This is a genomic window from Streptomyces sp. NPDC033178, from assembly GCF_055577685.1.
This window is the reverse complement of the sequence record NZ_JBVIPT010000010.1, coordinates 175,123-201,694: the sequence shown is the minus strand read 5'-3', so window position 1 is coordinate 201,694 and position 26,572 is coordinate 175,123. Positions and strand designations below refer to the sequence as shown.

The window sequence follows — 26,572 nt, the reverse complement described above, 5'->3', positions numbered from 1 at the left end:
AGTCGTGTCCCACGCACCCAGACGTCGTGAAGTGCTCAAGTACGCCGGTACGACGGCCGGTGTCGCCGTCGTCGGCGCCGGCCTCGGCTGGCAGGGAGCCTCGCCCGCCGTGGCCGCGCCCCCGGCGAAGGCCCCCGCGCAGCGCACACCGTTGGACACCGTTGTCTTCGGCGACGCGGACTCCGAGGCGGCCCACGACCTGACCGCGACCCTCTCCGACACGGTGACCGGCGGTCTGGGGCAGAGCGCCCGCGTTCTCAACCCGGCCGATCCGGCGTCGTATTGGGGCGGCACGCTCACGTTCGACGTCGCGGTCAGCCCGACCGGCACCACCTATGTGACGGTCCGGCTGTGGGGCGACGACCACGACGGCAGTTCCGAGGAGGCCGGCTTCGGCTCCAGGAACTGGCGCCTCCAGCTGTTCTGCGAGGGCAAGCAGGTCGGCCACCAGGACCAGGGCGCCGTCGACAGCCTGGACATCCTCGACACCGCGCCGCGCACCCCCGGCCGCTTCTTCTTCCACACCATTCCGCTGCCGGAGAAGCTGACCGCCGGCAAGAGGAAGGTGACGCTGGAGATACGCGCGATGGGCCGCATCTGGCCCTACGGCCAGAACCAGGCCCAGCTCTTCTACAGCATGACGACGCCCTCGCGTGGCATCTACCGCCTCTACACCCACACCGACCCGTTCTTCGTACCGCCCAAGGGCGAGGTGCAGGGCCCGGCCCCGCGGCCGAAGCCCCGCACCGGTGGCGAGGAGGTCATGGACGCCATCAGGGCGCGGGTGCTGAAGGACCAGAAGAACTACCTCACCACCGCGACGCCCGCGACCATGGACGGCTGGGCGATGCAGTCCCTCGCGGAGGGCTACCTGTGGTCCGGCAGCCCGGCGTACCAGCAGGACGCCGCACTGGACCGGGTCCTGCAGGCGATCGACGGCCGCTATCTGGCGTGGAAGTCCGACAGCACGGTGCTCACCGGCTCCGACCAGCAGTGGCAGGGCTTCGGCCGTGTCGGTCTCGTACTGGCCCTGCTCTGGGAGCACTTGGGCCAGGCCCGGCTCGGCGAGCAGGTCACCGGCTCCCCGTACGCCATCGCCAACCCCGGCTTCGAGTCGGGCGCCGACAAGCCCACCTCCTGGGAGGCGCCAGGCTGGGCCTCCGCTGGCGGCGGGACCTTCGCGCGCGACACCACCGTCTCCCGCTCCGGCTCGGCCTCCCTCAAGCTCCAGGCCACCGCCACGAACGGTTACAGCTTCGTCTTCTCCGCCCCCAAGACCCGTGTCGGTGACGGCACTTACACGTACGGCGCGTGGATCAGGACCGACGGCGTCACCGGTCTCGGTGCCTACATCGACCCGCTGTTCTTCGACGCGAGCGGCAACCTGGTCGGCGGCGACCACAAGAAGTACGCGAGTACGGGCACCCACGACTGGGAGTACGTCTCGATCGACCTGGAGACCCCGGCCGGCGCCACCCAGATGGAGATGCATCTGCGGCTGGCCGGTCCGGGCACGGCCTGGTTCGACGACGTCACGCTCGTCTCGCCCGCCGACACCGACACCCCCGTACCGCCGGTGCGCCGGGACGCGTACATCGACATGCTCAAGTCGAGCCGGGACTACTGGCGTCAGCACTTCCCGCACTACAGCAACCAGTCGCAGATCTGCGCCATCGGCCTCTACCAGGCCAACCGCGGCCTCGGACTCCTCGCCCCGGACCTGGCGCTGCCGGAGGACCGGGCCCGCGACTACCTGTACCAGTCGATCGGGATCAAGCCCTACCTCGGCCCGGAGGACGCGGACGGCAACCCGACCAAGCCGCTCGGCGAGAGCTACTACCAGGTGACGAAGGCGGGCCTGACCCGCGAACTCGGCTACGTCGGCAACTACGGCGAGGTCATGGACTGGCTCGTGATGATGTACGAGTCCGTCACGCGCGGACACGGCGGCCAGGAAGCTCCCGAACTGCGCGAGCAGATGGTCAAGATGACCAAGGCGCGCGGCAACTTCCGCATCCTGGACGTCGACGCGGACAACTGCCGGATCTCCCGCATCGAGACCGTCATCGGCTGGCGCAACGAGGTCTACCCCGGCGAGACCGGGTACGCCTCCCGCACCGCCTGGGACTCCAACCCCCTGATGGCGGCGGTCGTCTTCAAGGACCCCGACATCATCGGCTGGACCCAGGAGATGGTGGCGGACGGCCAGCTGTACCCGCAGCTGGGCCTCCAGGCCACCCACACCTGGACCCGTGTCGGCCTCAACGCCCTGCGGCTGGTCTCCCGCGACTGGGACGTCTTCCAGTCCCTCGCCGCCCGCCCGGCCCGTATCCCGACCGACTGGGACCGGCCGGACTTCGTCGTCACCGACGAGGAGAACGGCTGCGTCGCCGTCAAGAACGGCAGGGAACTCCTCTTCGCGTCCCTGTACTGGCGGGCCCGGCAGGGCGTCAACGACTACGCCCGCGTTCACCACGTCACGCCCGTCGACCAGCGCTCAGCCACTGTCCGTCAGCGCAGCGCGGGCACCACCGACGACACCTTCACGGTGCGCGACTGGATCCTGTGGGACTACGCCATCAACGACCCCGGTGCCGCGCACATCCCGCCCGGCGGCTTCCCGCCCCCCGGCGACACCCTCCACCAGGCCCTCGCCGACGACGTCTACCACCTCGCCCCGATCCCCGCCGACGTCCCCGACCCCGCCCTCGGCGTCCACTTCGAGGGCGTCGAGACCATGCTCGTCGGCCGCGCCCCGTTCTATCTCTGTGTCTACGGCGACTACCTCATCGCCATGAACACCAGCACCGACAAGACGTTCACCCTGCCCACCCGTCCCGACTTCGGCCCGGCGCGCGACCTCGCGACCGGAAGGACGGTCGGCGCCGGCCACCGGCCGAAGCTCGGACCGCTCAGCAGCCTGGTGCTGTACCGCGGCTGACCTGCCATCAGGGCCGGTGCGGTACGGGGGACCGCACCGGCCCGCCCTCTGATCGAAAGCACCCGGTGACCATGTTGATCCAGAACCCCGTCCTGCGCGGCTTCGAACCCGACCCCGTGATCCTGCGGGTCGGCGACGACCACTACATCGCCACCTCGACCTTCGAGTGGTACCCGGGCGTACGGCTCCACCACTCGCGGGATCTGGTGAACTGGCGCACCCTGGGCGGGGCGTTGGACAGCACACGCCTCCTCGGCCTGACCGGCGTCCCGGACTCCGGTGGCGTCTGGGCACCCGGACTGTCGTACGCGGACGGGCTGTTCCACCTGGTCTTCACCGTCGTCGACACCTATGCCGAAGGCTGGAAGGACCTGCCCAACTACGTGACCACGGCGCCGTCGATCGAGGGGCCGTGGTCCGACCCGGTGCCGTTGCACGCCCGCGGCTTCGACGTGTCGCTGTTCCATCAGGAAGACGGCCGGAGCTGGCTGCTCAACATGCGGTTCGACTGGCGTCCCGGCCGGGAGTCCTTCGCGGGGATCGAGCTCCAGGAGTACGACCGCAAGACCCAGGCCCTGTCGGGCGAGCCCCGGACGATCTCCGTGGGCACCGCCGCCGGGGTCGCCGAGGGACCGCACCTGTACCGCCGGGACGGCTGGTACTACCTCGTGCACGCCGAGGGCGGCACCGGCTACGAGCACGGCGCGGCCGTCGCCCGCTCCCGTGACCTCTTCGGCCCGTACGAACCCGACCCGGCCGGACCGCTGCTGACGGCACGTCACGACCCGTCGCTGGCACTCCAGAAGGCCGGGCACTGCTCGCTCGTCGAGACGTCGACCGGGGAGTGGTACGCCGCGCACATCGTCGCCCGCCCCTACGGCGAGCGGGGCCGGTGTGTGCTCGGCCGGGAGACGGCGCTGCAACCGGTGACCTGGACCGAGGACGGCTGGCCGAGGATCGCGGGCGGGGTGCCCGCGACCACGGTGCCCGCACCCGCGCTGCCGCCGGCTCCGCTGCCCGAGGAGCCGGCCACCGATCACTTCGACGCCCTGGGACGCGAGTGGTCGACGCTGCGCCGCCCCGCGACCCCGGACTGGGTCGAGCCGGCCCGCGGACGGCTGCGGATCCACGGCGGCCAGTCCCCCGCCGGCCGCCGCACTCCCAGCCTGGTCGCCCGCCGGGTCACCGCACAGCGCTGCTCCTTCGAGACGCGGCTGACCTTCGCACCCCGCACCCCCGACCACCTGGCCGGGCTCACCGCCTACTACAACACCCGCAACTGGCACTATCTGTACGTGACCGCGAACGACGACGGCAGCCCCCTGCTGACGGCCCTGAGCTGCGCGGCCGGGCATCTCACGGCGCATCCGGTCGAGGTCGAGCTCGAAGCCGGGCGCCCGGTGGTGCTGCGAGCGGAACTCGACGGACCGGTCCTCCGGTTCTCGTACGACTACGACGCCGACACCGATGGCGATGGCGATGGCCCGTACGTCCTCCCCCTCGATCTCGACGCCACCGTCCTGTCGGACGAGCACGCCGACGAGTTCCACGATGGTCAGCTGCGGGTCCTGGGTTTCACCGGCGCCATGCTCGGGCTGTGGGTCCAGGACCTCGACGGAGCGGGCGTGTACGGCGACTTCGCGTACGCCACCTACCGGGAGCGGGAGCAGTGACGGACCGCGTCGACCTGTTTCACACGACCCTGGGCCGGGCGGACGCCCCCACTCTCCTGCTGGTGCACGGCTGGGGCGGTGACGGCCGGGAGTGGTCGCCGCACGCCGAGGCGCTGGCCGACCGGTTCCGGGTGGTCGTGCCCGACCTGCGCGGACACGGCCGCTCGCCGGTGCCGGCGGACGGCAACACCCCGGCGGAGATGGCCAACGACCTGGCGGCGCTGACGGAAGTCCTCGGCACCGGGCCGGTGATCGCCGTGGGACACTCCATGGGCGGTCAGGTCGTGAACCTTCTCGCGGTCCGGCATCCGCGGGCCGTACGGTCGGTCGTCGCCCTCGATCCGGCGCACGGCGCGCACGGCGGGGAGGTCGACGGGATCCCGGCCCGCCTCGCCGACTACCGCGAGGACGGCGCCCGCGCGGCAGCCGCCTTCGTGGCCGGGGCCTTCGGCCTCGACGCCCCGCGCGGGCTGCGGACCGCCCACATCCGCACCATGCTCGGCACGCCGGACCACGTCATCGCCCAGTCCTACGCCGGGATGTACACGAAACCCGGCGCGGTCGGCGTCCGCCCGCACAGCGAGGCGTATCTACGCCGCCGCACGCAGCCCGCGCTCACGGTGTGGACGTCGGCCGAAGCCGCCGTCTGGGAGCGTGGGGCCCCGCACGCGCCGGGCTCCCGCGTGGACCACTGGCCCGGCACCGGGCACTACCTGCACGAGGAACGGCCCGAGCACACGATCCGGCTCATCCGGGACTGGGCCGACGAGACCACCAGCCGGCCTTGACCGACCCAGTGGGCTGACGCCCCGTCAGACACATTGACGTGCACCGCACGGCGTCTGCTGCACCGAAAGCAAACGACCGCGCAGGGAGCCTTTCCGCACAGAAAGGGCGCGGGCGAAGTGGGCCTCAGAAATAGTCTGTTTGCCGAGTTGCGCGGTGGCGAACCGCCGCGTGCGGTCCAGGGTCTCCCGGCTGGTGGTGAGGACGGGGAATCAGCTCGATGAGGCGCTGGACGGGCACAGGGTTGAAGACGTGCATGCCCACGACGTGGCCGGGGCGGAGGGTGGCGATCGCCAGGTCGACGATCGACCGGCTGTACCTGTCCGCCACGGGCGCCAGGTCGAGCTGGCCATCGGCCATTTCCTGCCCGCGCACTACTCGCATCGGGTAAGGCTGCGGCGCAGTCTCCGCTGAGAATCAGCAAAAGGCACGGCAGCACGGTCGCCCGATCCGGTCGGCGCACCGGCCGGGCCCGGCCGACCCCGAGGCGCCGGAGCGGTGCCGACCCCGAGGCCGGTCTTGTAAGCGGTGCTGGTGATCCTTATGCTGCGGGGCTGGTCGACGCAGAGTTGCCCAGGTGGCTGGAGGTGGAACCGTGAGCGGTGATCCACCTGTTGTGAGCGTGTCGCTGCTGGGCGGGTTCGATCTGTCCCGTGACGGCACACCCCTGACGGGGAAGTGGCGCCGCTCCAGTGCCAGGACGGTGCTGAAGGTGCTTGCGCTCGCCCCCGGTCACCGGCTGCATCGCGAGCGGGTGATCGACGCGTGCTGGCCCGGCGCGGAGGAGGCGGCGGCCGGGCGCAATCTCCGGGCCGCGCTGCACGCCGCCCGGCACGTCCTGGAGTCGGGGCTGGAGAAGGGGGCCGGGCGGAGTTATCTCGTTGCCGACGGCGAGATGGTGGTCCTGCGTCATGTCCGGGTGGATGTGGACGAGGTGCGCTCGGCGGCGCGGTCGGCGCTGCGCGAGGGGAACCGCAGTGCGTTGGTGACGGCGGTCGGACGTCTGGGACATGAGCTGTTGCCCGAGGACCGGTATGCCGACTGGCTGGCGCCGTACGAGTCCGAACTGCTCGTTCTGCGTGAGCGGTTGGCCCGGGCGCTGCCCGTCGCACCGGAGCGGCGCCGACTGCCGGAGGCCGTGAACCGTCACGTCGACACGCCCATGCGGGGCAGGGAGCGCGTCCTTCGCGAGCTGGCCGAACCCCGTTGGCCGGTGGTGGTGATCAGCGGCGAGGCCGGGGCCGGAAAGACGCGGCTCGCGGCCGAGGCGGCCCGGCTGGCCGCCGATGGCGGGGCGGTGGTGCTGTGGGGAACCGCGCACGACGCCGAGGGGCCGACGCCGTACGGGATGATCGGCGACGCGGTCAACGACCATCTGGCCTCCCTGCCGGACATGGGCGGACAAGCCGCGCTGATACGTCATCCCGCCCTGGCCGGACTGCTACCGACGACAGGCGCGCCGCGAAGCCAGGGCGGTCCGGAGGAGGAGCGGACCCAGCTGTTCCACGCGGTCGCCTCGCTGCTCACCGAGGCAGGGCAGGAGGCGAAGACCGGCCTCTGGCTCGTCCTGGACGATCTGCACGCCGCGGACCTGGGAAGTTTCCAACTGCTCTACCACTTGGCCCGGGTGGGCGCCGGGCGACTTCGGGTCCTGGCCACGCTGCGCGAAGGTGAGCTCTCGCCCGCCGACGCGCGGATGAGGCCGCTGACCTCCCTGCTGGCCCAGGGCATGGCCGGCCGGGTCGAGATCATGCGACTGGCCGAGCCGGACTGCCGACGGCTCGTGATCGACGCGATCGGCGAGGCCGACGAAGCCACCGTGCAGGCCTGCTGCGAACTCTCCGGCGGCAACCCGCTGTTCGCCCGCGAACTGGCCGCGGCGCCGGACCGGGCGGCGGCCCTGCGGCACGGCGAAGGCACCGTGCCGGAACGCATCGGCTATCTGGCCGCCCAGCGGATCCAGGCCCTGAGCCCCGGCGCGCAGGCGGTCGCCGAGCTGCTCTCCGTGGCGGGTGAGCCACTGCATGCCGCTGAACTCGCCGAGGCGGCAGGAGAGTTGGGGCTGGTTCACGCCGCACTCCTCGACGATCTCGACCAGGCGGTACGCAGCCGGATCATCGGCGAGTCCCCCGCGCTGAAGAGCGGGCTCCCGTCCGTCACGTACGGCTTCCGGCATCCGCTGATCCGGCTGGCCTGCCGGGACGCGCTGACGGCCGCACGACAGCGCAAGCTGCACATCCTCCTCGCCGACACGTTCGTACGGCACCGGCCCGAGGCTGTGGACACGGCCGCGCACCACCTCAGCCGCGCCGACGACCCCAGAGCCGTCGACTTCCTGCGGCGGGCGGCGCAGCGGGCGGCCGCGATGTACGCCAACGACACCGCCGACGGCCACTACGGCGATCTCGTCGCCCGGCTGGACGCCGCCGGACTCCCGGCGGCCGAGGACCGCCACGCCTGGGGTGCGGTGCTGCGGGCGCTGGGGCGCTACGACCGGGCCGAGGCAGTGCTGCGGGCGGCGATGCGAGCCTTCGCCGACGCCGGCCGTACGGCACCGGCGATACGGGCGGCGGCGGCGCTGGCGGAGGTGCTGAGCCGGGCCGGACGGCCCGCGGAAGGACTGGACGTGCTCGCGGAACACGATCCCGGAGCGGTGGACACCCGTACGGCGGCTCTGTTCCAACTGGCCGCCAGCGTGCTGCACTTCGGCACCGGCCGCTATACGGAGACCCTCAAGGCCACGGGGAGAGCGGAGGAGCTCTGCGGCGGCGACCCACTGCTGCTGGCCCGGGCCCTGGCCAACAGGGCATCCGCGTTTCTGCTGCTCGACCGGCTGCCCGAGGCCCGGCGGACCGCGGAGCGCGCGCTGGCTCCGGCGGAGGCATCCGGGGACCCGGCGCGCCTGATCGGTCCCTTCAACGTCCTGGCCCAGCTCGCCCAGCGCGAAGGGCGGTACACCGAGGCGCATGCGCACGGCGAACGGGTGCTGGAGCTGGTCGAGTTCGCGGGCGACCCGGCGGATGTCGTCCTGGCCCGCGGCAATCTCGTACAGCAGACCCTGAACCTCGGTGACCTGGCGGCCGCGTCGGATCACGCGATGCAGGCGCTGACCCTGGCCCGGCGGCTGGGTGAGTCCTGGTGCCTGCCGTACGCGCTGACCAACCAGGCACGGGTACTCATCCGGCTGGGGCGGGAGAGCGAGGCAGCCGGGATCCTCGAGGACGCGCTCGGCATCGCCACCGCCACCGGGGACGGACAGGCCCGTGCGTCCGCCACCGAACTCCTGGAAGAGCTCGGTGTTACCACGCCGGGGAACGCGACGGTAACTGCCGGATCCTACGGTGCGCGCACAGACCGACAGCGCCCCCAGTCATCGTGAGGATCCATGCCCGAGAACACCCCGCAGGCAGTCGTCGACGCGGGCGGTGAGGAGTGGCCGCGGGTCGAGGTGCTCCTCGATCGTTACGCGCGGGAGCTGGCCGGGGGCGTACTGGAGATCCACACGCGACATCCGGAGATCCCCGAGGCCATCGGCGCGTGGTGCGCGCGGTGGGGGCACACCGTACTCGCCGCTCATGCGGCGAAAGGCGTGACCGGTCTGCACATCCGACTGTCCTCGACTTGGAGTCGCCATGCCTTTCCCGGATAGACCACCGGCACCCTCACCAAGACGCAGCCGTGGACGTGGCAGCGTGCGTGCGGCCGCCCTGGCCCTGGCCCTGCTCGCACCCGCGCTGGTGGCCTCCTTCCCCGTCGCCTCGGCCACGGACGACCGCGCGGAGATCACCGCCGAGGTCGCCGAGACCCTGGAGGAGAAGAACGCCGCCGATGTGTGGCTGGTCTTCGAGGACAGGGCCGATCTGTCGAAGGCCTCCGCGACCGAGGGCTGGACCGAACGCGGCGAGGCCGTCATCGACGCGCTCAAGGCGAGCGCCAAGGCCGCCCAGGCCAAGACCGCTGCTCAACTGCGGAGTGAGGGCGCGGAGTTCACCTCGTACTGGATCTCCAACCAGATCCATGTGCCGGGGGCGTCGGAGAAGCTCGTCACCGAGCTTGCGGACCTGCCCGGCATCCAGAAGATCACCGAGTCGAAGCCGACCGAGCTGATCGAGCCGAAGGACGCCAAGGACGTGGCCGAGGTCAACTCCGTGGAATGGGGCCTGGCCGCGATCAACGCCGACGATGTCTGGGCGGAGCGCGGCGCCACCGGGCAGGGCATCACCGTCGCCAGCATCGACTCCGGTGTGCAGTACGGCCATCCCGCGCTCGTCGCCCAGTACCGGGGCACGCAGGACGACGGCACGTACAACCACAACTACAACTGGTACGACCCGGCCTCCGTCTGCGGCACCCCGTCCATCGCCCCCTGTGACAACTACGGTCACGGCACCCACACCATGGGCACCATCGTCGGCGACGACGGCGCCGGCAATCAGATCGGGGTCGCGCCCGGCGCGAAGTGGATCGCCGCGAAGGGCTGCGAGTCGAACAGCTGCACCACCGAGTCGCTGCTCGCCTCGGCGCAGTGGATGCTCGCCCCGACCGACCTGAGCGGGCAGAACGCGCGCGCCGATCTGCGCCCCGACATCATCAACAACTCCTGGGGCGAGACCAACAGCAGCGACGAGAACCCCTTCTTCGACGACCTCGTGAAGGCATGGACCGCCTCCGGGATCTTCGGGATCTTCTCGAACGGCAACGACGGTCCGAACTGCGACACGGCCGGTTCGCCCGCCGACTCCGCGTCCGCCTACGCGGTCGGCGCCTTCACCAGCGCCGGATCCATCGCTTCGTACTCCAGCCGCGGGCCCGGCGCCGACGGCAAGGTGAAGCCGGACGTCGCCGCCCCCGGCACCAGCGTGCGCTCGTCCGTGCCAGGCAGCGGCTACGCCTCCTCGTCGGGTACGTCGATGGCGGCGCCGCATGTCGCGGGCACGGTCGCGCTGTTGTGGTCCGCGTCGCCCGGGCTGATCGGCCGGTACCAGGAGACCGTCGCGATCCTCGACGACACCGCCGCGGACGTGGACGAAACCACCTGTGGCGGCAGCGCCGACGACAACAACACCTGGGGCGAGGGCAAGCTGGACGCCCTGGCCGCCGTCCGGCGCGCACCCGGCGCCGAGGCGGCCACGCTGAGCGGCACCGTCACGGACAAGTCCACCGGCAAGCCGCTCCCGGGCGCCCGCGTCAGTCTGACCGGTGCCTCCGACCGCAATGTCACCACCGAGGCCGACGGCACGTACCAACTGACCGTGACGCCCGGCGAGTACACCGTCAAAGCCTCGATCTACGGATACGAGACCGGAACCACGACCATCACCGTCGCCGACAAGGCCGCCGTCACCCAGGACTTCGCGCTCGCGGCCAAGGCGGTGTGGAAGGTCTCGGGGACGTTGTCGAGGGACGACAGCGGCAAGGCGGTCGCCGGGGCCACGGTGTCCCTGTCGGACACACCGGTCCAGCCGGTGGTCTCCGACGCCGACGGCCACTACACCCTGCCCGAGGTCGCAGCGGGGACGTACACCCTTCAGGTCGCGACTCCGCAGGGCTGTCTGGGCTCGGCGAGCATCGAGCTCACCGTGGACGGCGACGAGAGCCAGGACGTGGCGCTCGGCGCCAAGCGCGACAAGTTCGGTTACACCTGCGGGGTGGAGACGGCCGAGTACATCGAGGCGGACGAACCGTTCGCCCTCTCCGGCGACGAGGCCACCGCGAAGATCGACCTGCCGTTCGCGTTCCCGCTGTACCACCAGGTCTACCGCAGCGGCCGGCTGGCCAGCGACGGCTACCTCGGCTTCCAGCCGCACCTGGTCTGGCCGTTCAACAAACCGCTCCCCGACAAGACCGATCCGAACGCGGCGATCTATCCCTTCTGGGACGACGTCAAGCTGGACGGCACCTCCAAGGTCTACACGAAGACCCTGGGCGAGGCCCCGAACCGCAGGTTCGTCATCGAATTCCGCGACGCCACCATGTTCTCGGTGAGCTCGGCCCGTGTCGACTTCGAGATGTTGCTGCACGAGACCACTGGCGACATCCTTTTCGCCTACCGCAATCTGAACCCCGAAGACCCGAACGAGTTGGGCTACTCGGCGACGGTCGGCATCGAGAACGCCACCGGCACCGACGCCCTCCAGTACTCCCACCTGGGCTCCGAGCCGTTGTCGGACGAACGCGCCATCCGGATCACCCCGCCCGACGGCGGCTACCTCAACGGCACGGTGACCGACGAGAACGACGGCGACCCGGTCGGACGGGCCACCGTCAAGGTCTCGGCCGGCGGCGAGGAGATCGCCACCACGACGACGGACTCCGAGGGCCGCTTCGCCTTCCGCGTACCGGCCGGCACCGGCTACGACGTCTCGGTCGACGCGTCGGGCTACTCGACCCAGTGGGTGACCGCGCAGGTGAAGACCGACGCATGGAGCGACATCGGCATCGAACTGCCCGCGGGAGCGCTCAAGGCGGAGGTCGACGGCGACCTCGACCCGTGGGTGGTGAAGAAGGGCGGCAAGGCGAGCGTCCCGGTCACGGTCACCAACACTGGCAGCAAGCCTCTGACCTTCTCCGCCGGCGAGCTCGGCCAAGCGGCGCAGACGACCGCGGCGCGCGAACCCGGTGAGGTGATATCCGAGTTCCAGGCACCGGACCTGAAGAACATCTCCGGCACGGCCATCGACGGGGAGGGCAACCTCTGGCTCGCCGACTTCCCGTCCAAGACCCATGTCGAGTACGACAGGAAGGAGTTGGACCCCACCGGGCGCGAGCTCAGCGCCTGGTACTCCTCGGACGATGTGGACTTCACCTACGACACCAGGCACGGCCTGCTGTGCCAGCCGACCGAAATCGGGCCGGCGTCCCTGATCGCCTGCGTCGACCCGGAGAAGGGCACCACTGAGCACCTCGACGTGTCACCGGTCGGCGGCGGGGTCTCGCGCGGTCTCGCCCACCGGGCCGACAACGACACCTTCTACCTGGGCAGCGCCGACACCGGCAAGATCTACCAGGTGGCGGGCCTCTCCCACGAGAAGCCCGGCAAGCTGATCGCCAGCTGCCAGTGGACGAAAGCGGTGTACGGCGTCGCCTACCACCCCGGAACCGGCGGGCTGTACCTGGTCGGCGACGGCGACATCTTCACGTACGACATGGGCACCTGCAAACAGACCGGCACCGTGCCCGACCCGGAGGCCCAGAAGATCGCGGTACGCGGCATCGACACCGACCCGTCCGGCGACCTGTGGATCTCGACCCCGGGCACCAGCACCGTCTACCGGGTGAGCAGCGGCCACACGGCGCCCAGCGATGTCGGCTGGCTGTCGACGAAGGCCTCCGACACCGCCCTTGAGCCCGGAGAGTCGGCGACGGTCACCGTCACGGTGGACACCGCGGACCTCAAGTCGGGCACCTACAAGGCGTATGTGGAACTCGCCGCCGACTCCGGACGGGCCGGGCCGGTGACGCTTCCGGTCAAGCTCGTGGTCTCCGCCCATCAGCAGGCCGTCGACGCGGGTGCGCGTGACGCGTACACCGACGGGTCCGGTACGAGGTGGAGCGCCGACCGCGAATACCGCGCGGACTCCTTTGGTTGGACGGGAAGTTCACGCGTCGTCTCACTCGGCGCCGCCACCGCCATCGCGGGTACGGAGGACGACAAGCTGTACCGCACCCAGCGCGAGGGCATGGACGCCTACCGGTTCGACAACCTCCCGTCCGGCACCTACCAGGTGACGCTCGCATTCGCCGAGCCGAGGAAGGGCGCCGTACCCGGCTCGCGGGTCTTCGATGTCACCGCCAACGGGAAGACGGTGCTGTCCGGATACGACATCACCGAGGCGGCCGGCACACTGACCGCGGACCGGCAGACCTTCCTGGTAACGGTCGGCGAAGGGGGCCATGTCACGGTCGGCTTCGGCGGACGGCGTGGATCCCTGCCACCGGTGGTGGGCGGAATCAGCGTGGTGCACCGCCCTGATCTGGGCTGATCCGGGCTGACACCCGCTCTGTTGCCTGCACCCGCCCGGTCCGCCGGGTGGGCGCAGGCAGCTTTCTGGGCCGAACTACCCCTGTCGGCCTGACGGTCCGACGACGTGTCAGCGGGTGTAGAGCAGTGTGCCGAAGCCCGGGTGGTCGCACTGGAACGCGGCGCCCTCGGGGCGGAGGTTGGCGGCAACCTGGGAGGTGTAGCCGGCCCAGCCGCCCAGACGTTTGACGTAGTGGTTGTAGACCATCTCGTAGATCGGCCGGAACTCACCCCGATAGGTGCTGGAGATGGTGTTGTAGGTGACCTTGCAGCCGCCCCAGGGGGTGTAGGCGACGGTGTTGCCGAGGTTGTAGCTGGCGGTGTACTCGAAGCCGGACAGCAGTCGGCTGCCGGCCGCTCCGTACAGGTCCAGGCCCTGGATCCAGCCGGTCTCGCAGATCTCCGCCAGGGCGCCGAGGATGTTCTGGGTGTGCTGCTGGTCGCGGCCGCTCTCGGTGCACTGTCCGGTGCTGTTGATCATGCGGCCGAGGGAGCAGCAGCTGTTGGTGTAGAAGGCGTTGTACGCGGAGTTGAAGATGGTGAGGTTGTCGCAGAACACGCCGATCTGGAACATGCCGCGTACACACATCACGCCCCAGCCGCTGTCGTCGTAGCCCTCGATGACCGGGACGAAGACGTCCTCGAACATCGCGACGGTCTGGGCGATCTGGGAGGAGGTCCAGCTGCCGGAGGGTGCCGTGTAGCGCATGATCTCGCAGGCGGCGGCCAGCTTGGCCCCGTAGATGCCGGCCGCGAGCTTCGCCTCGGTGCCGGTGATCAGGGTGAGGGTGGAGGACCATGCCTTGATGATCTGGAGTGCTTTGGCGGCGTGGGCGGTGTTGCCGGTGATCACCCACATCAGGGCGTTCTGGTAGGCGGCGTTGGCGTCGGTCCACAGCGCGTCGTTGCCGCTGTAGCCGGCGGAGCCGCGCTGGACCGTCGCGTAGGGACCGGCCATCGAGTACGACGACGAGGAGTAACTGCTCCCCGTGAGCTTGTTGTACCCGGCGAGCCAGGGCGCGGTGCCGGCGGCGACCTTGCTCTTGATCCGGGCCAGGTCGGTGCTGTTGTGGAGGATGCCCGGGTGGGTGAAGGAGGTCAGCGGGGAGGTGACCGCGCTCGCCGGGGCCGCTGTCGCCAGCGCGGCGGCGGGTAGTGCGGCCATGCCGACGCCGATGACGGTGAGCTTGAGGAACTTCCGTCGTGCGGGGCCCTGTTCGGCGTCGGCCGTGAGTTCATCTTTCATTGCGATTCCGTTTCTGCGGGTGCGGGTGCGGGTCTGATACGGAGTGGAGCCCGCATCATGACGAGCCGTTCGCACCCTCCGCAGCGCTGCGGACCGAACAGGAAACTTTTCAGCGTGGCGGCACTCCGGGGCCGCCCGGGCCACCCCGGGCGGGCACGCCGCCGAGGCCGCCGAGACTCTCGGCGGCCTGCGGTGAGGCGCACGTCAGCAGTCGCGGCGATGCGCGGCGTACAGCACCACGGTGGTGAGCGGCGGCACCTTGATGTCGCGGCCCAGGGCCACGGGGCGGCCGGTCCTGAGGTTGACGGCGGAGCCGGTGCCGGGGAGGCGGTGGGTGATGGTCTGGTCGGTGGTGGTGTTCATGGCGACGATGTAGCCGGCGTACTCCAGCAGGTAGAAGGGGGCCTTGCCGACCAGGACCTTCTCGACGCCGAGCGTGGTGGTGCCGAGGCCCGGGTCGACGTCGTCGGGGACGGGCGCCAGGTGGAAGGTCTCGCCCGCCATGGCCTGGTGCAGGGTGGGGCCGGTATAGGTCCAGCCGCCGGCCGGGACGGAGGAGGCGCTGCCGGAGTCGTTGATGGCGAAGTCCCAGCAGACCCAGTCCTGGACGGTGAAGGTGTCGGCGTCGTCCTTGTCGAAGACGGAGGTCTCGCGGACAGTGGCCGAACGCTCCGACTGCGGCGTGATCAGGTGGACGCGGGCCAGGTCGTTGACGCCCTGGCGGGCCCGCCAGTAGAGCGAGGAGTAGAGGATCTCCTCGCCGCGCTTGACGGCCAGGCAGGCGTTGACCTCGTCGGTGAAGACGAAGTCGGGGCGGTCCCAGCCGGCGGGCATGCGGCTGCTGGAGGCGGCCTGCTTCTTGAAGGCGGGCAGGTGCTTGGAGATGAACTTGAAGGCGCTCAGGCCGACCCGGTTGTAGAGGCTGGTGCTGACCAGCAGTTCCAGTTGCGGCGCGAACTGGCCGTCGGCGATCATCTGCTGGCTCCAACCCAGCAGGTCCGGGTCGGCGAAGACGGCGGTGGCCGAGATGGGGGTGTCGTCCCAGGCGGTGCGCTCGGTGTAGACGATGTCGCCGGGGAAGGGCTCGTTGCGCCAGCCGATCTGGGTCTCGATCCGGAAGGCCTTGTTGCCGTCGGCGTCCTCGGCCGGGTAGCGGAACCAGCCGCGGGCCTTGGCCATCTCGATCATGCGGTTCTTGAGCTTGCCGTCCTCGTAGCCGCCCTTGCCGTCCGTGACCGACTCGTAGATGCGGGCGAGCATGCCGGAGGTCTCGCCGTAGTCGGCGACGTAACCCAGTTCGCGGGACAGACCCTTGGGCGTGACGACGAGGTAGTCCCTGCCCAGCGGCCAGCTCGCGTTGCCGTCCTCGTCCTCGGCGCCGCGCCAGGGCACCAGGCCGACGCACTCGTGCACCCAGCGCATGGCCTTCTCCTCCGCCCAGGCGTCGTCCGGGGAGAGCAGCTTCAGGCCGCGGTTGCACTCGTAGATGCCCAGTGCGGTGAACATGGCCTGGTTGGTGTAGTGGCGCTGGTGCTGCCGCCAGTACTCGCGGCTGGAGATCAGCATGTCCCTGTACGCGGTCCGGCGCGGGACGGGGTCGACGGCGTCCGGCTGGGGCGCGGTGATCTCGATGTCGTCGAAGTGGACGGTGGCGCCGCCGCTGGTGACCATCCAGAACTCGTACTTCGTGGCGCCCGAGGGCACGGGGACGGTCTTGGTGAGCTGCTGCCAGTCCGTGGTGCCCGTCGCGACACGGATCTCGGCCGATCCGCTGACGAAGTTGAGGTCGTCGTCCCAGAACTGCACGCTGACGCGCGGGGTGGTGACCGTGCCGTCGGTCTTCGCCCACACCGAGAAGGTGAGGTCGCCCGCGGCGGTGACCGCCTTGGCGCTGGGCGACACCAGCAGGGTGCCGCCGGAGGAGGCCATCTTCAGCGAGGCGGAGCCCGTCCGGGAGACCTCGGTGTCGCGGGCGTACGAGCCGCCGTTCGCCCAGCCGGGGACGGTCCAGCCGGTGGGGGTGGTGGAGCCGGTCTCGAAGCCGAGGTTGGACAGGGGCGCGCTGGTGACGGAGGGGTCGGGTGAGGTGATCTCGACGTCGTCGAAGTACGCGGTCTCGCCGTTGGTGACGACCATCCAGAACTCGTACTTCGTGGCCCCCGCCGGGACGCTGAAGGTGTTGGTCAGTTGCTGCCAGTCCGACGTGGCGGACGAGCCGGAAGCGACGTAGGTGCTGCTCGACTTGCCGACGTAGGTGCTGCTGTCGTTCCAGAAGTGCGCCTCGATGTGGGCGCTGGAGCCGGCCGTCCTCACCCAGGCCGAGTAGGTGAAGTCACCCAGGCCGGTACTGGCTTTGCCGCTGGGCGACACCAGCATGTTGCTGCCGGCGGAGACGACCTTCAGCGAGGCGTTGCCGCCGTGGGTGACGTCCGTGTCGCGGCTGAAGGTGCCGTCGTCGGCCCAGCCGGGGGTGACCCATCCGTAAGGGGTGTCGTCACCGCCCTCGAAGCCGAGGTTGTTCAGCGAGGTCGGTCCGGAGGTGACGTTGCCGTCCAGGGCGTCCTGGATGTCGTCCCACGCCGTGAACAGGGCCAGGCCCACCCGGCCGAAGCCCTCCCACTGCTGGTCGGAGTCGGTGAGGACCTTGCTGTCCTTCTTCCACGCCAGATAGCGGCTGTCGATGGCCTGGCAGACCTTCTCCAGCACGGCGGCGTTCTGGTACGCCGGGGAGTCCGGCCAGTAGTAGCCGCGCAGCAGGGTCTCGTACGCCCAGGCGTCCATGCCGTTCGCGGTGGAGCCGTAGAGCAGGTTGTTCTGGTCCTTGAGGACCCGGGCCCTGACCTTGGCGATCAGCTCGTCGTCGGTACTGGCGCGGGTCGTCGGTGTACCCACGCTGCCGAACTCGTCGTTGCCGGCGGGCGCGAAGTGCGGGGCGGTGTGGGTGTAGGCCCGGTACAGGCCGCGCGAGGGCTTGGTCATCGGGTAGTAGAAGTTGTTCGCCTGGCCGTAGGGCCAGATCCGGCCCATGGCGCGGATCTCGATCTCCAGCGACTTCTTGCCCTGCGTGGCGCTCAGCGGCAGTGGCAGGGTGTGGCAGAAGAATCTGCCGGGCAGGCGGGGCGCGACGTCGATCATGTCGATGTTGTCCACCACGCACTGGTCGAACCAGCCCATGACCTTGCCGTCCAGGAAGAGCTGGAGCCGCCAGGCCTCGTCGGCGGTCTCGGCGTAGTCGCCGCCCCAGAACTTCACGGAGACGTAGTTGGCGGCCTGCGGATCGACCTTGAGGGTGAACGCGGTGGTGCCGCCCCACCACTCGGCGGTCTCCTTCGGGTTCAACACCCGCGCCGACTGGCCGAGTTCGCCCGCGATGACATCGGAGAGCTCGAAGCTGAGGCGGTGCGCGGTCTCGGAGGCGGCGTTGCCGAAGACGACGGTGTCCAGGACGGACCCCGACGCCTTGGCCTTGTCCGCTGCCGAGGCCTCGGCGGGGATCCACCACTGGGCGTTGATCGCGGCGGCGCCGGCGACGGCTCCGGTTCCGCGCAGGATGTCACGGCGGCTGATTGCTCGCATGGGCGGCTCTCCTTGCTGGTCGGGAAGATACGGCAGGGTCCGGCGGCGACGAGAACCCGTCGGCGACCGGGGAAGTCTGGAGATTCCAGGAGTGAATGACCGGCGCTCAGGTGCGCGGTGACGCCGTGCTCCCCCGCACCACCAGGCGCGTGGGGTGTTCGGCGCGCAGGGATTCGCCCGGCTCCCCGCGCATGGCACGCGCCAGTAACGCGACGCCGTCCGCGGCCATCTCGGCGATCGGCTGCCGCACGGTGGTGAGTTGCGGCAGGAGGCGGCGGGCCTCGGGCAGGTCGTCGAAGCCGACCACACTGAGGTCGACGGGCACACGCAGCCCCCGCAGCGTCGCCGCGCGGACGGCGCCGGCTGCCATCTCGTCCGAGCAGGCGAAGAGGGCGGTGGGCGGTTCGGGCAGCGCGAGCAGTTCCCCGGTCAGCCGCTCGGCCCGTACCGCGTCGAACCCGGCATGGCGGACGAGCTCCGGCCCGGACCGTAGGCCGGCGGCCCGTAGCGCCTGCCGGTAGCCGTCGATCCGCGCGGCGCTGCACGGCGTACGCCGATGACCGGCGAGCACCCCGATCCGGCGGTGCCCCAGGTTCAGCAGATGCTCGGTGGCACGACGGCCGCCACCGCGGTTGTCCGCGGTCACCGTCGGTACGCCGAGCGGCAGTTCGGTGCCGGGGTCCACGACGGCGTACGGGATTCCGTTCGCGGTCAGCCAGAAGTGCTGGGTGGGGGTCAGCTCGGCGAGGGCGAACAGGGCCGCGACGGTGCCGTGCGCGTGCAGCCGATCGAGCGCCCGCTCGCTTCGCCCGTGCTGCCCCGGAATCCCTCCGACCGTCGGCGGATTCCGTCGGCTGGAGGTGACGACCACCCCGAAGCCCGCCTCGGCCGCCGCCTGCTCCGCTCCGCGCAGCACCTCGGCGGACCAGCCGCCACCGAGGCCGGGCACGACCACGTCGATCAGCGGCGCCAGACCCGTCCGGAACGGGCGGGGGCGTCGCTCGTAGCCGGTCCGGCGCAGTACGTCCTCCACCCGCAGCCGTGTGTCGGGGGCTACGTTCTCCCTGCCGTTGACCACACGGGAGGCGGTGGGCACCGAGACACCGGCCAGCCGGGCGATCTCGGCGAGAGTCGGTGACGAGGACGTGCGCGACATGGTCGTCACGCCTCCCGGCTCTGGCGGAACGGCCACTCGGCGAGGTCGATGGGCGCGGAGCCGTGGGCGCCCCGCCAGAAGGTGGTGGGCTCCTCCCGCGCCAGGTCCCGGGGGCGGGAGCCGGCTGTGTCCCTGACCGGCCGCAGGTACCCCTGCCGGTCCACCCGCAGGCCCTCGGCCGCCCGGCCGGCGCCGACGTGGACCGGCCGGACGCGGATCAGCGGTCTGCCCAGGGCGCCGGCGGGCGCGGCGCTGGAAAGCGTCATGATGCCTCCACCCATGCGCGAACGAGCCGGACCGTGCGGTCCGTGTGCTCCTCGTGCAGGTAGTGGCCCGTGCCCGGCCAGTGGTCGACGCGGGAGCCGGGCACGTGCAGCGTGCCGCGCTCCCATTCGGCGGTCTCTGGCGAGGTGCAGACAGTGAGCGCGGGGCACGCTCTGCGGCGCAGGTACGCCTCGCTGTGCGGGCGGATCCCGACCGCGCCGGGGTCGGTGTACATCCCCGCGTAGGCCTGGGCGATCACATGGTCCGGCGTGCCCAGCATGGTCCGGATGTGCGCGGTGCGCAGTCCGGTCGGAGCGCCGCTGCCGAAGGCTGCGGCCACGAAGTCGGCCGCCGCCGACGCCCCTCGGTTTTGATAGGTCGTCAGGCGCTCTGGTATGTCCGCCACTTCGGAGCCGTGCGCGCCGTGCGCCGGATCGAGGGCGATCACTGACCGCACCAGGTCGGGGTGGTGCACGGCGAGCAGGTTGACGACCTGGCCGCCCATGGAGTGGCCGACGACTGGGCCGGTGGCCGATGCGCCGAGCAGCACGGCCAGGTCCTGCGCCATGGCCAGGGGGGTGTTGTCCGTCGGAGGGACCGGTGAGCGGCCATGGCCACGTAGATCCGGCACGATGACCCGGAACCGGTCGGCGAGCGCCTCCGCGTGCGGCGACCACTCGCGTCCGTCGCCACCCCAGCCGTGCACCAGCAGCAGCGTTGGTGGCCGAGGGCCGAGGTCGGTGTGGAACAGGTCGACGGCGGTCATGGGCGGCCGTCCAGGTAGGTCGCGTAGGCGAAGTCGGCGTGCACTCCGGCGCCGTCGAGGTCGTGGACCCACAGGCCGAGCATCGCCCCGGTGAAGCCGAGGGTGCGCATCATGCCGTCGTGGAACTCGTCAGCGGCCTCGTCGGACAGGGTGGTCGCGTCGAGTTCCACCGGGAACTGCCGCGACCGGCCGCCGATGTCGTACGAGAAGCGCAGCGCCGACCCGTCGAACTCGGCACGCAGCACCACCGAGGCCGCGTGCCCGACGGGGATCGCCGGTTCGTGCGCGGTGAGCCGGGCCGCCTCGCAGCTGAGGAGCCGCAGCACCGCGGTCCCGTCGTCGTCCGCGGTCATGTGAAGGTAGTGCCAGTTCCGGGTGTTGTAGTACGCCGTGACACCGGCGAGATGGTCACCGGTGCGGGGCTCGAAGGTCATCCCGGTCTCGAAGACGCACCTGCGGTCGGTGACCCGGCGGGCGACCAGGCTGGGAGCCCGACGGCTACCCGGGGACTGTCCGCCGAGGATGCGCAGCCGCCCGGGGGCGGGGGTGACCCAGTCCGCGGTGGGCGGGCGGCGCAGCGTGGACCACTGGGGGCCGAGCCGTGGTGCCTCGAACAGGTCGGTCGCCGCGGGCTCGGGGACCGGAGCGGGGGGCAGTTCGGGGACCGGGATCTCCATCGCCGGGACCCCGCCCGCGATGCGCGGCCAGCCGTCCTCGCTCCATTCGACGGGCTGGAGCGCGGTCTCCCGGCCCAGGACACAGCGTCCGCGTTCGGTGTAGGGGCGGGCGGCGATGTGGGCCGCGTACCACTGGTCGTCCGGGGTCTCCACCAGGGAGCAGTGGCCGGCCTTCTGCAGGGCCCTGGCCGGGTTGTGACGGGACGTCAGCATCGGGCCCGCCGGGTCGGTCTCGTACGGGCCCTCGATGTCGCGGGAGCGGGCGACGGTGGTCTGGTGGTCGTAGCCCGTGCCGCCCTCGGCGGTGACGAGGTAGTACCAGCCGTCCTTGCGGTAGAGGTGCGGTCCTTCGGTGACCCGGGCGTCCGTCCCCCGGAAGATGGTGCGGGGCTCCCCCACCACCTGGCGGGCGGTCCGGTCGTAGCGCTGCAGCTGGATCCCGGCGAAGGACTCGCGGCCGGGCCGCCAGTCGAAGCGCATGTTCAGCAGCCAGCTGCCGCCGTCCTCGTCGGTGAAGAACGACGTGTCGAACCCGCGGGCGTGCAGGGGCACCGGGTCCGACCAGGGGCCGTCCATCGAGGGTGCGGTGGCCAGGTAATTAGGCAGGTCCTTCCACCCCTCGCCGTAGGTGTCGACCACCGTGAAGACGAGGTGGAACAGCCCGCCGGCGTACGACAGTCCGGGGGCCCAGATGCCTCCGGAGTCGGGGACGCCCTGGAGGTCCAGGAGGCGTTTGTCGTCCAGTACGCCGCCCAGGCAGCGCCAGTTGACGAGGTCGCGGGAGTGGTGGATGCGGACGCCGGGATACCACTCGAAGGTCGAGGTGGCGATGTAGTAGTCGTCGTCCACGCGCAGGATCGACGGATCGGGCTCGAAGCCGCGCAGGACGGGATTGCACAGGGTCGCGGAGAACGCGGGCGCCGGTCCCGGGGAAGGGGACCGACCGACGCGGGCCATGGTGGTCACGATGCTGTTCGTCCTACTTCTCGTTGGCCTTGGCGTAGGCGTCGTCGAGCTTCTTCAGGGCGCCGTCGGCGTCCAGCTGCCCGCCGAGCATCTCCTGGAGCGCGGTCAGGTGCGCGGCCTGGACGGTGGCGTCGGGCCACGCCTGGTCGGGGGCGGTGGTGAGCCGGCCGGCCTTCTGGGCGGCGAGGATCGGCTTCAGGACGTCCGTGGCCTGGTAGCTGCTCGCGGCCGGGAGCGCCGGGCCGCTGCCGGTCTGGGTGGCGACCAGGGCGATGCCCTCCGGGGAGGCGATGAAGTCGAGGAGCTTCTGGGCCAGACCCGGGTTCTTGGCCTTGGCGTTGATGGCGTAGGCAGAGCCGATGCCGCCCACCGCATAGGTGTCGGCGGCGTTGTCCGTGGCGGGCAGGGAGAAGAGGCCGAACTCGGTGCCGCTGGAGGCCTTCTGCTTCAGGGCCGCCTCGGCGTTGGTGGCGATGATCACGGCCACCGAGTCGCCCTTGGCGACCCGGTTGATCGACTCGTCGTAGCTCGTGCCGTTGGGGCTGTCCTGGAAGCAGCCCTTCTTCACCATCTGCCCGAACTCGGTCAGGCCCTTCTTCCAGGCCGAGTCGGCGAAGGTCACCTCGCCCTTGGCCTGCTTGGCGGAGAAGTCGGGGTCGGGGCCGTAGACCAGGGTGGAGGTGAGGGCGTACGTGACCATCTGCGTGGTCCAGGACTCCTTGGCGCCTATGGAGAACGCGGACTTGTCCTTCGCCTTGGCCTTGGCGCACAGGTCGAGCACGTCGCTGAAGGTCTTCGGCTCGGAGGCGCCGACGTCCGCGAGGGCCTGCTTGTTGTAGAGGGCGCCGATGCCGGTGACGGTGACCGGGGCCCCGTACACCTTTCCGTCGACGGACATCGCGGCCCGTGAGGCGTCGTCGAGGTCCTTCGTCCAGGAGTCGGCCGACACGTCCTTGAGCAGGTTCTGCCTGGTCAGTTCCTGGACGCTCAGCGGGTTGCCGCCGGCCGGCCAGACGCGGATGACGTCGGGCGCGGTGCCGGCCGTGAGCTGGGTGCGGACCTGGGTCATGATGGCGCCGGCCGCGGGCACGGACAGCTTCACCTTGATCTTCGGGTACTTCTTCTCGAAGGCCTTGATCAGGGGCTCCACGTCGGCCTTGGTGTCGGTCACCATGGTGACCGTGCCCTCGTCGGCGGAGGCACTGGTGGTGGCGGTGCCGCCGCCACAGGCCGTCAGTGCGGTGGCGGGCAGCAGGGCCAGGACTGCGGCGGCCGAGAGGGTTCTTGCCTTGGTCACGACTACTCCTCGTTGAGTAAGGGCTGAGCGCTGGGTGCGGTGGTGCGGTACTGCGTCGTTGCTGTCGTGCGGTCAGCCCTTCAGGCCGCCGGAGAACCCCTGGATGATGTATTTCTGCAGGAAGAGATAGGCGATGAGGACCGGGACGATGCTGACGGTGAGCCCGGCGAAGATCATCGGCCACTGGGAGACGTACTGGCCGACGAAGCCGTAGAGAGCGACCGGGGCGGTCTGGCTCTCGGTGCCGCTGAGGAACAGCAGCGGGGCGAAGAAGTCGTTCCAGATGGCGATCGCGTTGAGGATCACCACCGTGCCGGTGACCGGCCGCAGCAGCGGGAAGACGACGCTGACGAAGGTGCGCAGCGGCGAGCAGCCGTCCATCACCGCGGCCTCCTCGTACTCCACGGGCAACGCCCGCAGGAAGCCCGTGTAGAGGAAGACGGAGAACGGGAAGGTCAGTCCGGCGTAGTAGACGATCAGCGACCAGGGCGTGCCGAGCAGTCCGAGGTCGCGGATGCTCGTGTACAGGGGCAGCAGGGCGAGCTGCATGGGCAGGACGAGGCCGGCCGCGATGCCGTAGAACGTGAGCCTTGACCAGGCACGGGTGACTCGGGCCAGCGGGTACGAGGCGAGGGCGGCCATCGGCACGAGCAGGAGCAGGCTGCCCCCGGTGATCAGGAGGCTGTTCCCCAGGGCCGGGCCGAGTGCCGCGGTCTGCCAGGCGTCGGCGAAGTTGGCGAAGTGCGGGCTCAGCGCCGGGCTCAGCATCCCGGAGTCGGCGTTGGCCGGCTTGAGGGAGATGTTCACCAGGGCGTAGAGCGGGACCATGAAGAGCAGGGCACCGAGGATCAGGACGGCTTCGAGGATGCCGGTCCGCCAGGTGTAGCGCGTGATCATGAGGACGACCTCCCGGGACGGTTCATGAGGGCGTACTGCAGGCCCGAGATCACCAGAACGAAGACGGTGAGGACGAGGGCCAGGGCGACGCTGTAGGAGAACTGGCCGAGGTTGAATGCGTCCTTGTAGATGAGCGTGGAGATGGTGTCGGAGGCGTTGCCGGGGCCGCCGCCGGTCATCACCATCACGATGTCGAACTGCTTGAGGGCGCCGATGACGGTCAGCGAGACGTTGATCGTGAACGCCGGGAGCAGGAACGGCCGTACGACGAACCAGAAGCGGCGGAAGGGACCCGCGCCGTCGAGGTGCGCGGCCTCCAGCACGTCCTGGGGGACGCTCTGCAGTCCGGCGAGGAAGATCGACATGGCGATGCCGGTGTGCTGCCAGATGATCACCGCGCAGACCGACCAGAGCGCCAGGTGGGGATCGCCCAGCCAGTCCTGCTGCCAGGACTTGAGGCCCACCGATCCGAGGAAGGAGTTCAGCGAGCCGGTCGGCGCCAGCAGGTACTGCCAGACGAAGCCGGCGACCAGCGGGGTGATGACCACGGGTGCGAAGTAGAGGACGCGCAGCAGCAGTCGGCTCTTCACCCGGGAGTGCACGCCGAGCGCCAGCAGCAGGCCCAGCACGATCTGTCCGGCGGTGACCACGAGGGCCAGCAGCAGGGTGTTGCCGATCGCACTCCGGGCCGCGTCGTCGTCGAGGACGTCGCGGAAGTTGTCCCAGCCGACCCAGTCGAAGTTGTTGCCGAGCCCGGTCCAGTCCGTGAAGGCGTAGGCGCCGCCCCTCAGGCTCGGGACGATCACGATGTAGGCGTAGAACACGAGTCCGGGGACGAGGAACCACCAGGGCGGTGCCATCCCACGCCCGCGCGCACCCCGCCCGGCCCTCTCGCGGATCCCTTCGGGCTCCGCGCCCGCCGGGACGGAAGCGGGGGTCTTCTCGGGATCGGAGCGCGCTTCGGCGATGTTCAGCTGCCCCTGCGGCACGGTCACGGCTGGCACTCCACTAGTCGTAGTAATCGATTGCCGTGGAACGTAAGGCCACGCATGCAACCGCTGCAAGAGGGCAGGCGGTGTTTTGTTTCGAGGAATTTTCCCATCCGTGACGGACAGCACCTTTCACCAGGCATTTCTTGCCGCATAACGGTTGCGATTCACAGTGTGGAAGCGTCCCGATCACTTCACGTACACGCGTTGACCTCACAGAGAAGGCCCCGATACGGTCTAGTACACGATTACATTTCATGACCGAGGAGACCGATGCGTGACCGTCCGACGGCCCTGTTCGCCATGAATCCCGTGCACCTGGCGGAGTTCTTTCCGCGCCCCCTGCTGGACCGGCTCGACCGGCTCGTGCGCATCGACGAGGAGCTGGTCGCCCAGGACTTCACCTCGCCGGCCGTCGCGGCAGCGCTGGCCGAGACGGAGATCCTGATCACGGGCTGGGGCTGCCCCACTCTGGACGCGGGGCTGCTCGCCGCCGCTCCGCGGCTGCGGGCCGTCCTGCACACCGGGGGCAGCGTGCGCAGTTACGTCACCGACGCCTGCTGGGAGCGCGGTCTGGCCGTCTCCAGTGCCGTGCAGGCCAACGCGCTACCCGTGGCGGAGTACACCCTGGCGATGATCCTGCTGGCCGGGAAGGACGTCTTCGCACTGCACGAGCGCTATCGCGCCGAGCACGTCTATCCGCCCGCCGGTGACCTCGCCGCCCTGGGCAACAACGGCCGCCGGGTCGGCGTCATCGGCGCCTCCCGGGTGGGCCGCCGCCTCCTCGAACTTCTGCGTCCCTACGATCTGCAGGTCGCCCTGCACGACCCGTACGTCGACGCGGCTGAGGCGCAAGCCCTGGGTGCCCGGCTGCTGCCCCTCGACGAGCTGTTGCGCACCAGCGACGTCGTCAGTCTGCACGCACCCGAGATCCCCGCGACCCACCGGATGCTGGACCGCCAGCGACTCGCCCTCATCCCGGACGGCTCCGTCCTGATCAACACCTCGCGCGGTTCGCTGATCGACCCCGTCGCGCTCACCGACGAACTGGTCTCGGGACGCATCGGCGCGGTGCTCGACGTCACCGAACCGGAGCCGCTTCCCGGCGACTCGTCACTCCACCGGCTGCCCAACGTCTTCCTCACCCCGCACATAGCGGGCTCGGTCGGCAACGAGCTGGCGCGCCTGGGGCAGACCGTCGTGGAGGAGGCCGAGCGGCTCATGGACGGACGGCCGCTGGCCCACGAAGTACGCCACGCCGACCTCGTCCACGTGGCCTGAAGCGAGTGACGTCACGCCGGTTCCACCAGGGCCTTCC

The 26,572-nt window shown here is 70.4% G+C and carries 16 protein-coding genes and 1 pseudogene; 7 read left to right on the top strand and 10 right to left on the bottom strand.

Features of this window, described 5'->3' with window-relative positions:
• The first annotated feature begins 4 nt into the window (after window positions 1–4).
• The 3 genes from ACZ5VQ_RS25125 to ACZ5VQ_RS25115 all read left to right on the top strand — a co-directional run bounded on the left by ACZ5VQ_RS25125 (window position 5) and on the right by ACZ5VQ_RS25115 (window position 5,402).
• Window positions 5–2,941: a Tat pathway signal sequence domain protein gene (locus ACZ5VQ_RS25125; RefSeq protein ID WP_469106820.1), complete on the top strand. Its 2,937-nt coding sequence runs from the start codon at window positions 5–7 to the stop codon at window positions 2,939–2,941.
• Between the two features lie 74 nt (window positions 2,942–3,015).
• Window positions 3,016–4,614: a glycoside hydrolase family 43 protein gene (locus ACZ5VQ_RS25120; protein ID WP_469106954.1), complete on the top strand. Its 1,599-nt coding sequence runs from the start codon at window positions 3,016–3,018 to the stop codon at window positions 4,612–4,614.
• Window positions 4,611–5,402: an alpha/beta fold hydrolase gene (locus ACZ5VQ_RS25115; RefSeq protein ID WP_469106819.1), complete on the top strand. Its 792-nt coding sequence runs from the start codon at window positions 4,611–4,613 to the stop codon at window positions 5,400–5,402. Before ACZ5VQ_RS25120 ends, ACZ5VQ_RS25115 begins: the two co-directional genes overlap by 4 nt.
• 129 nt (window positions 5,403–5,531) lie before the next feature.
• Here ACZ5VQ_RS25115 and ACZ5VQ_RS25110 read toward each other — a convergent pair.
• Window positions 5,532–5,706 (bottom strand): annotated as a pseudogene (locus tag ACZ5VQ_RS25110) (3-hydroxyacyl-CoA dehydrogenase NAD-binding domain-containing protein); the annotation flags it as partial.
• 289 nt (window positions 5,707–5,995) lie between these two features.
• Here ACZ5VQ_RS25110 and ACZ5VQ_RS25105 point away from each other — a divergent pair.
• Genes ACZ5VQ_RS25105 through ACZ5VQ_RS25095 form a run of 3 tightly spaced genes read left to right on the top strand, consistent with a single transcriptional unit; the run spans window position 5,996 to window position 13,382 of the window.
• A complete protein-coding gene (locus tag ACZ5VQ_RS25105) occupies window positions 5,996–8,779 on the top strand; it encodes an ATP-binding protein (RefSeq protein WP_469106818.1) in 2,784 nt (927 codons plus the stop codon).
• A gap of 6 nt (window positions 8,780–8,785) precedes the next feature.
• Window positions 8,786–9,049 (top strand): sulfurtransferase TusA family protein, encoded by a 264-nt coding sequence (locus ACZ5VQ_RS25100; protein ID WP_469106817.1) that lies wholly within the window; start codon window positions 8,786–8,788, stop codon window positions 9,047–9,049.
• A 43-nt stretch (window positions 9,050–9,092) separates the two neighbouring features.
• Window positions 9,093–13,382 carry a S8 family serine peptidase gene (locus ACZ5VQ_RS25095; RefSeq protein WP_469106816.1) on the top strand — a complete coding sequence of 1,430 codons (4,290 nt, stop codon included), beginning with the start codon at window positions 9,093–9,095 and terminating at the stop codon, window positions 13,380–13,382.
• Window positions 13,383–13,490: 108 nt separating this feature from the next.
• On the opposite strand, the gene ACZ5VQ_RS25090 is transcribed toward ACZ5VQ_RS25095, so the two are convergent.
• From ACZ5VQ_RS25090 to ACZ5VQ_RS25050, 9 genes are all read right to left on the bottom strand, one after another.
• Window positions 13,491–14,666 carry an alginate lyase family protein gene (locus ACZ5VQ_RS25090; protein ID WP_469106815.1) on the bottom strand — a complete coding sequence of 392 codons (1,176 nt, stop codon included), beginning with the start codon at window positions 14,664–14,666 and terminating at the stop codon, window positions 13,491–13,493.
• Window positions 14,667–14,870: 204 nt separating this feature from the next.
• A complete protein-coding gene (locus tag ACZ5VQ_RS25085; protein WP_469106814.1) occupies window positions 14,871–18,242 on the bottom strand; it encodes a Tat pathway signal sequence domain protein in 3,372 nt (1,123 codons plus the stop codon).
• A gap of 106 nt (window positions 18,243–18,348) precedes the next feature.
• On the bottom strand, window positions 18,349–19,398 hold the full coding sequence (locus tag ACZ5VQ_RS25080) for a LacI family DNA-binding transcriptional regulator (RefSeq protein ID WP_469106813.1): 1,050 nt from the start codon (window positions 19,396–19,398) through the stop codon (window positions 18,349–18,351).
• 5 nt (window positions 19,399–19,403) lie between these two features.
• Window positions 19,404–19,664 (bottom strand): hypothetical protein, encoded by a 261-nt coding sequence (locus tag ACZ5VQ_RS25075; RefSeq protein ID WP_469106812.1) that lies wholly within the window; start codon window positions 19,662–19,664, stop codon window positions 19,404–19,406.
• Window positions 19,661–20,428: an alpha/beta fold hydrolase gene (locus tag ACZ5VQ_RS25070; RefSeq protein ID WP_469106811.1), complete on the bottom strand. Its 768-nt coding sequence runs from the start codon at window positions 20,426–20,428 to the stop codon at window positions 19,661–19,663. Before ACZ5VQ_RS25070 ends, ACZ5VQ_RS25075 begins: the two co-directional genes overlap by 4 nt.
• A complete protein-coding gene (locus ACZ5VQ_RS25065) occupies window positions 20,425–22,062 on the bottom strand; it encodes a glycoside hydrolase family 43 protein (protein ID WP_469106810.1) in 1,638 nt (545 codons plus the stop codon). Before ACZ5VQ_RS25065 ends, ACZ5VQ_RS25070 begins: the two co-directional genes overlap by 4 nt.
• Window positions 22,063–22,084: 22 nt before the next feature.
• Complete coding sequence (locus ACZ5VQ_RS25060; protein WP_469106809.1) at window positions 22,085–23,368, bottom strand: ABC transporter substrate-binding protein; 1,284 nt, start codon at window positions 23,366–23,368, stop codon at window positions 22,085–22,087.
• A gap of 72 nt (window positions 23,369–23,440) precedes the next feature.
• The gene (locus tag ACZ5VQ_RS25055; protein WP_469106808.1) at window positions 23,441–24,265 is read right to left on the bottom strand and encodes a carbohydrate ABC transporter permease; all 825 of its coding nucleotides are present in this window, start codon (window positions 24,263–24,265) and stop codon (window positions 23,441–23,443) included.
• Window positions 24,262–25,260: a carbohydrate ABC transporter permease gene (locus ACZ5VQ_RS25050; RefSeq protein ID WP_469106807.1), complete on the bottom strand. Its 999-nt coding sequence runs from the start codon at window positions 25,258–25,260 to the stop codon at window positions 24,262–24,264. Before ACZ5VQ_RS25050 ends, ACZ5VQ_RS25055 begins: the two co-directional genes overlap by 4 nt.
• 267 nt (window positions 25,261–25,527) lie before the next feature.
• Here ACZ5VQ_RS25050 and ACZ5VQ_RS25045 point away from each other — a divergent pair, with 267 nt between their 5' ends.
• A complete protein-coding gene (locus ACZ5VQ_RS25045) occupies window positions 25,528–26,535 on the top strand; it encodes a hydroxyacid dehydrogenase (RefSeq protein WP_469106806.1) in 1,008 nt (335 codons plus the stop codon).
• Window positions 26,536–26,572 lie beyond the last annotated feature (37 nt).

Excerpts from the sequence above, each read along its gene's own strand:
- ACZ5VQ_RS25100 (WP_469106817.1), top strand. The coding sequence starts at position 8,786 with ATGCCCGAGAACACCCCGCAGGCAGTCGTCGACGCGGGCGGTGAGGAG.
- ACZ5VQ_RS25090 (WP_469106815.1), bottom strand. The coding sequence starts at position 14,666 with ATGAAAGATGAACTCACGGCCGACGCCGAACAGGGCCCCGCACGACGG.
- ACZ5VQ_RS25085 (WP_469106814.1), bottom strand. The coding sequence starts at position 18,242 with ATGCGAGCAATCAGCCGCCGTGACATCCTGCGCGGAACCGGAGCCGTC.
- ACZ5VQ_RS25080 (WP_469106813.1), bottom strand. The coding sequence starts at position 19,398 with ATGTCGCGCACGTCCTCGTCACCGACTCTCGCCGAGATCGCCCGGCTG.
- ACZ5VQ_RS25075 (WP_469106812.1), bottom strand. The coding sequence starts at position 19,664 with ATGACGCTTTCCAGCGCCGCGCCCGCCGGCGCCCTGGGCAGACCGCTG.
- ACZ5VQ_RS25070 (WP_469106811.1), bottom strand. The coding sequence starts at position 20,428 with ATGACCGCCGTCGACCTGTTCCACACCGACCTCGGCCCTCGGCCACCA.
- ACZ5VQ_RS25065 (WP_469106810.1), bottom strand. The coding sequence starts at position 22,062 with ATGGCCCGCGTCGGTCGGTCCCCTTCCCCGGGACCGGCGCCCGCGTTC.
- ACZ5VQ_RS25055 (WP_469106808.1), bottom strand. The coding sequence starts at position 24,265 with ATGATCACGCGCTACACCTGGCGGACCGGCATCCTCGAAGCCGTCCTG.
- ACZ5VQ_RS25045 (WP_469106806.1), top strand. The coding sequence starts at position 25,528 with ATGCGTGACCGTCCGACGGCCCTGTTCGCCATGAATCCCGTGCACCTG.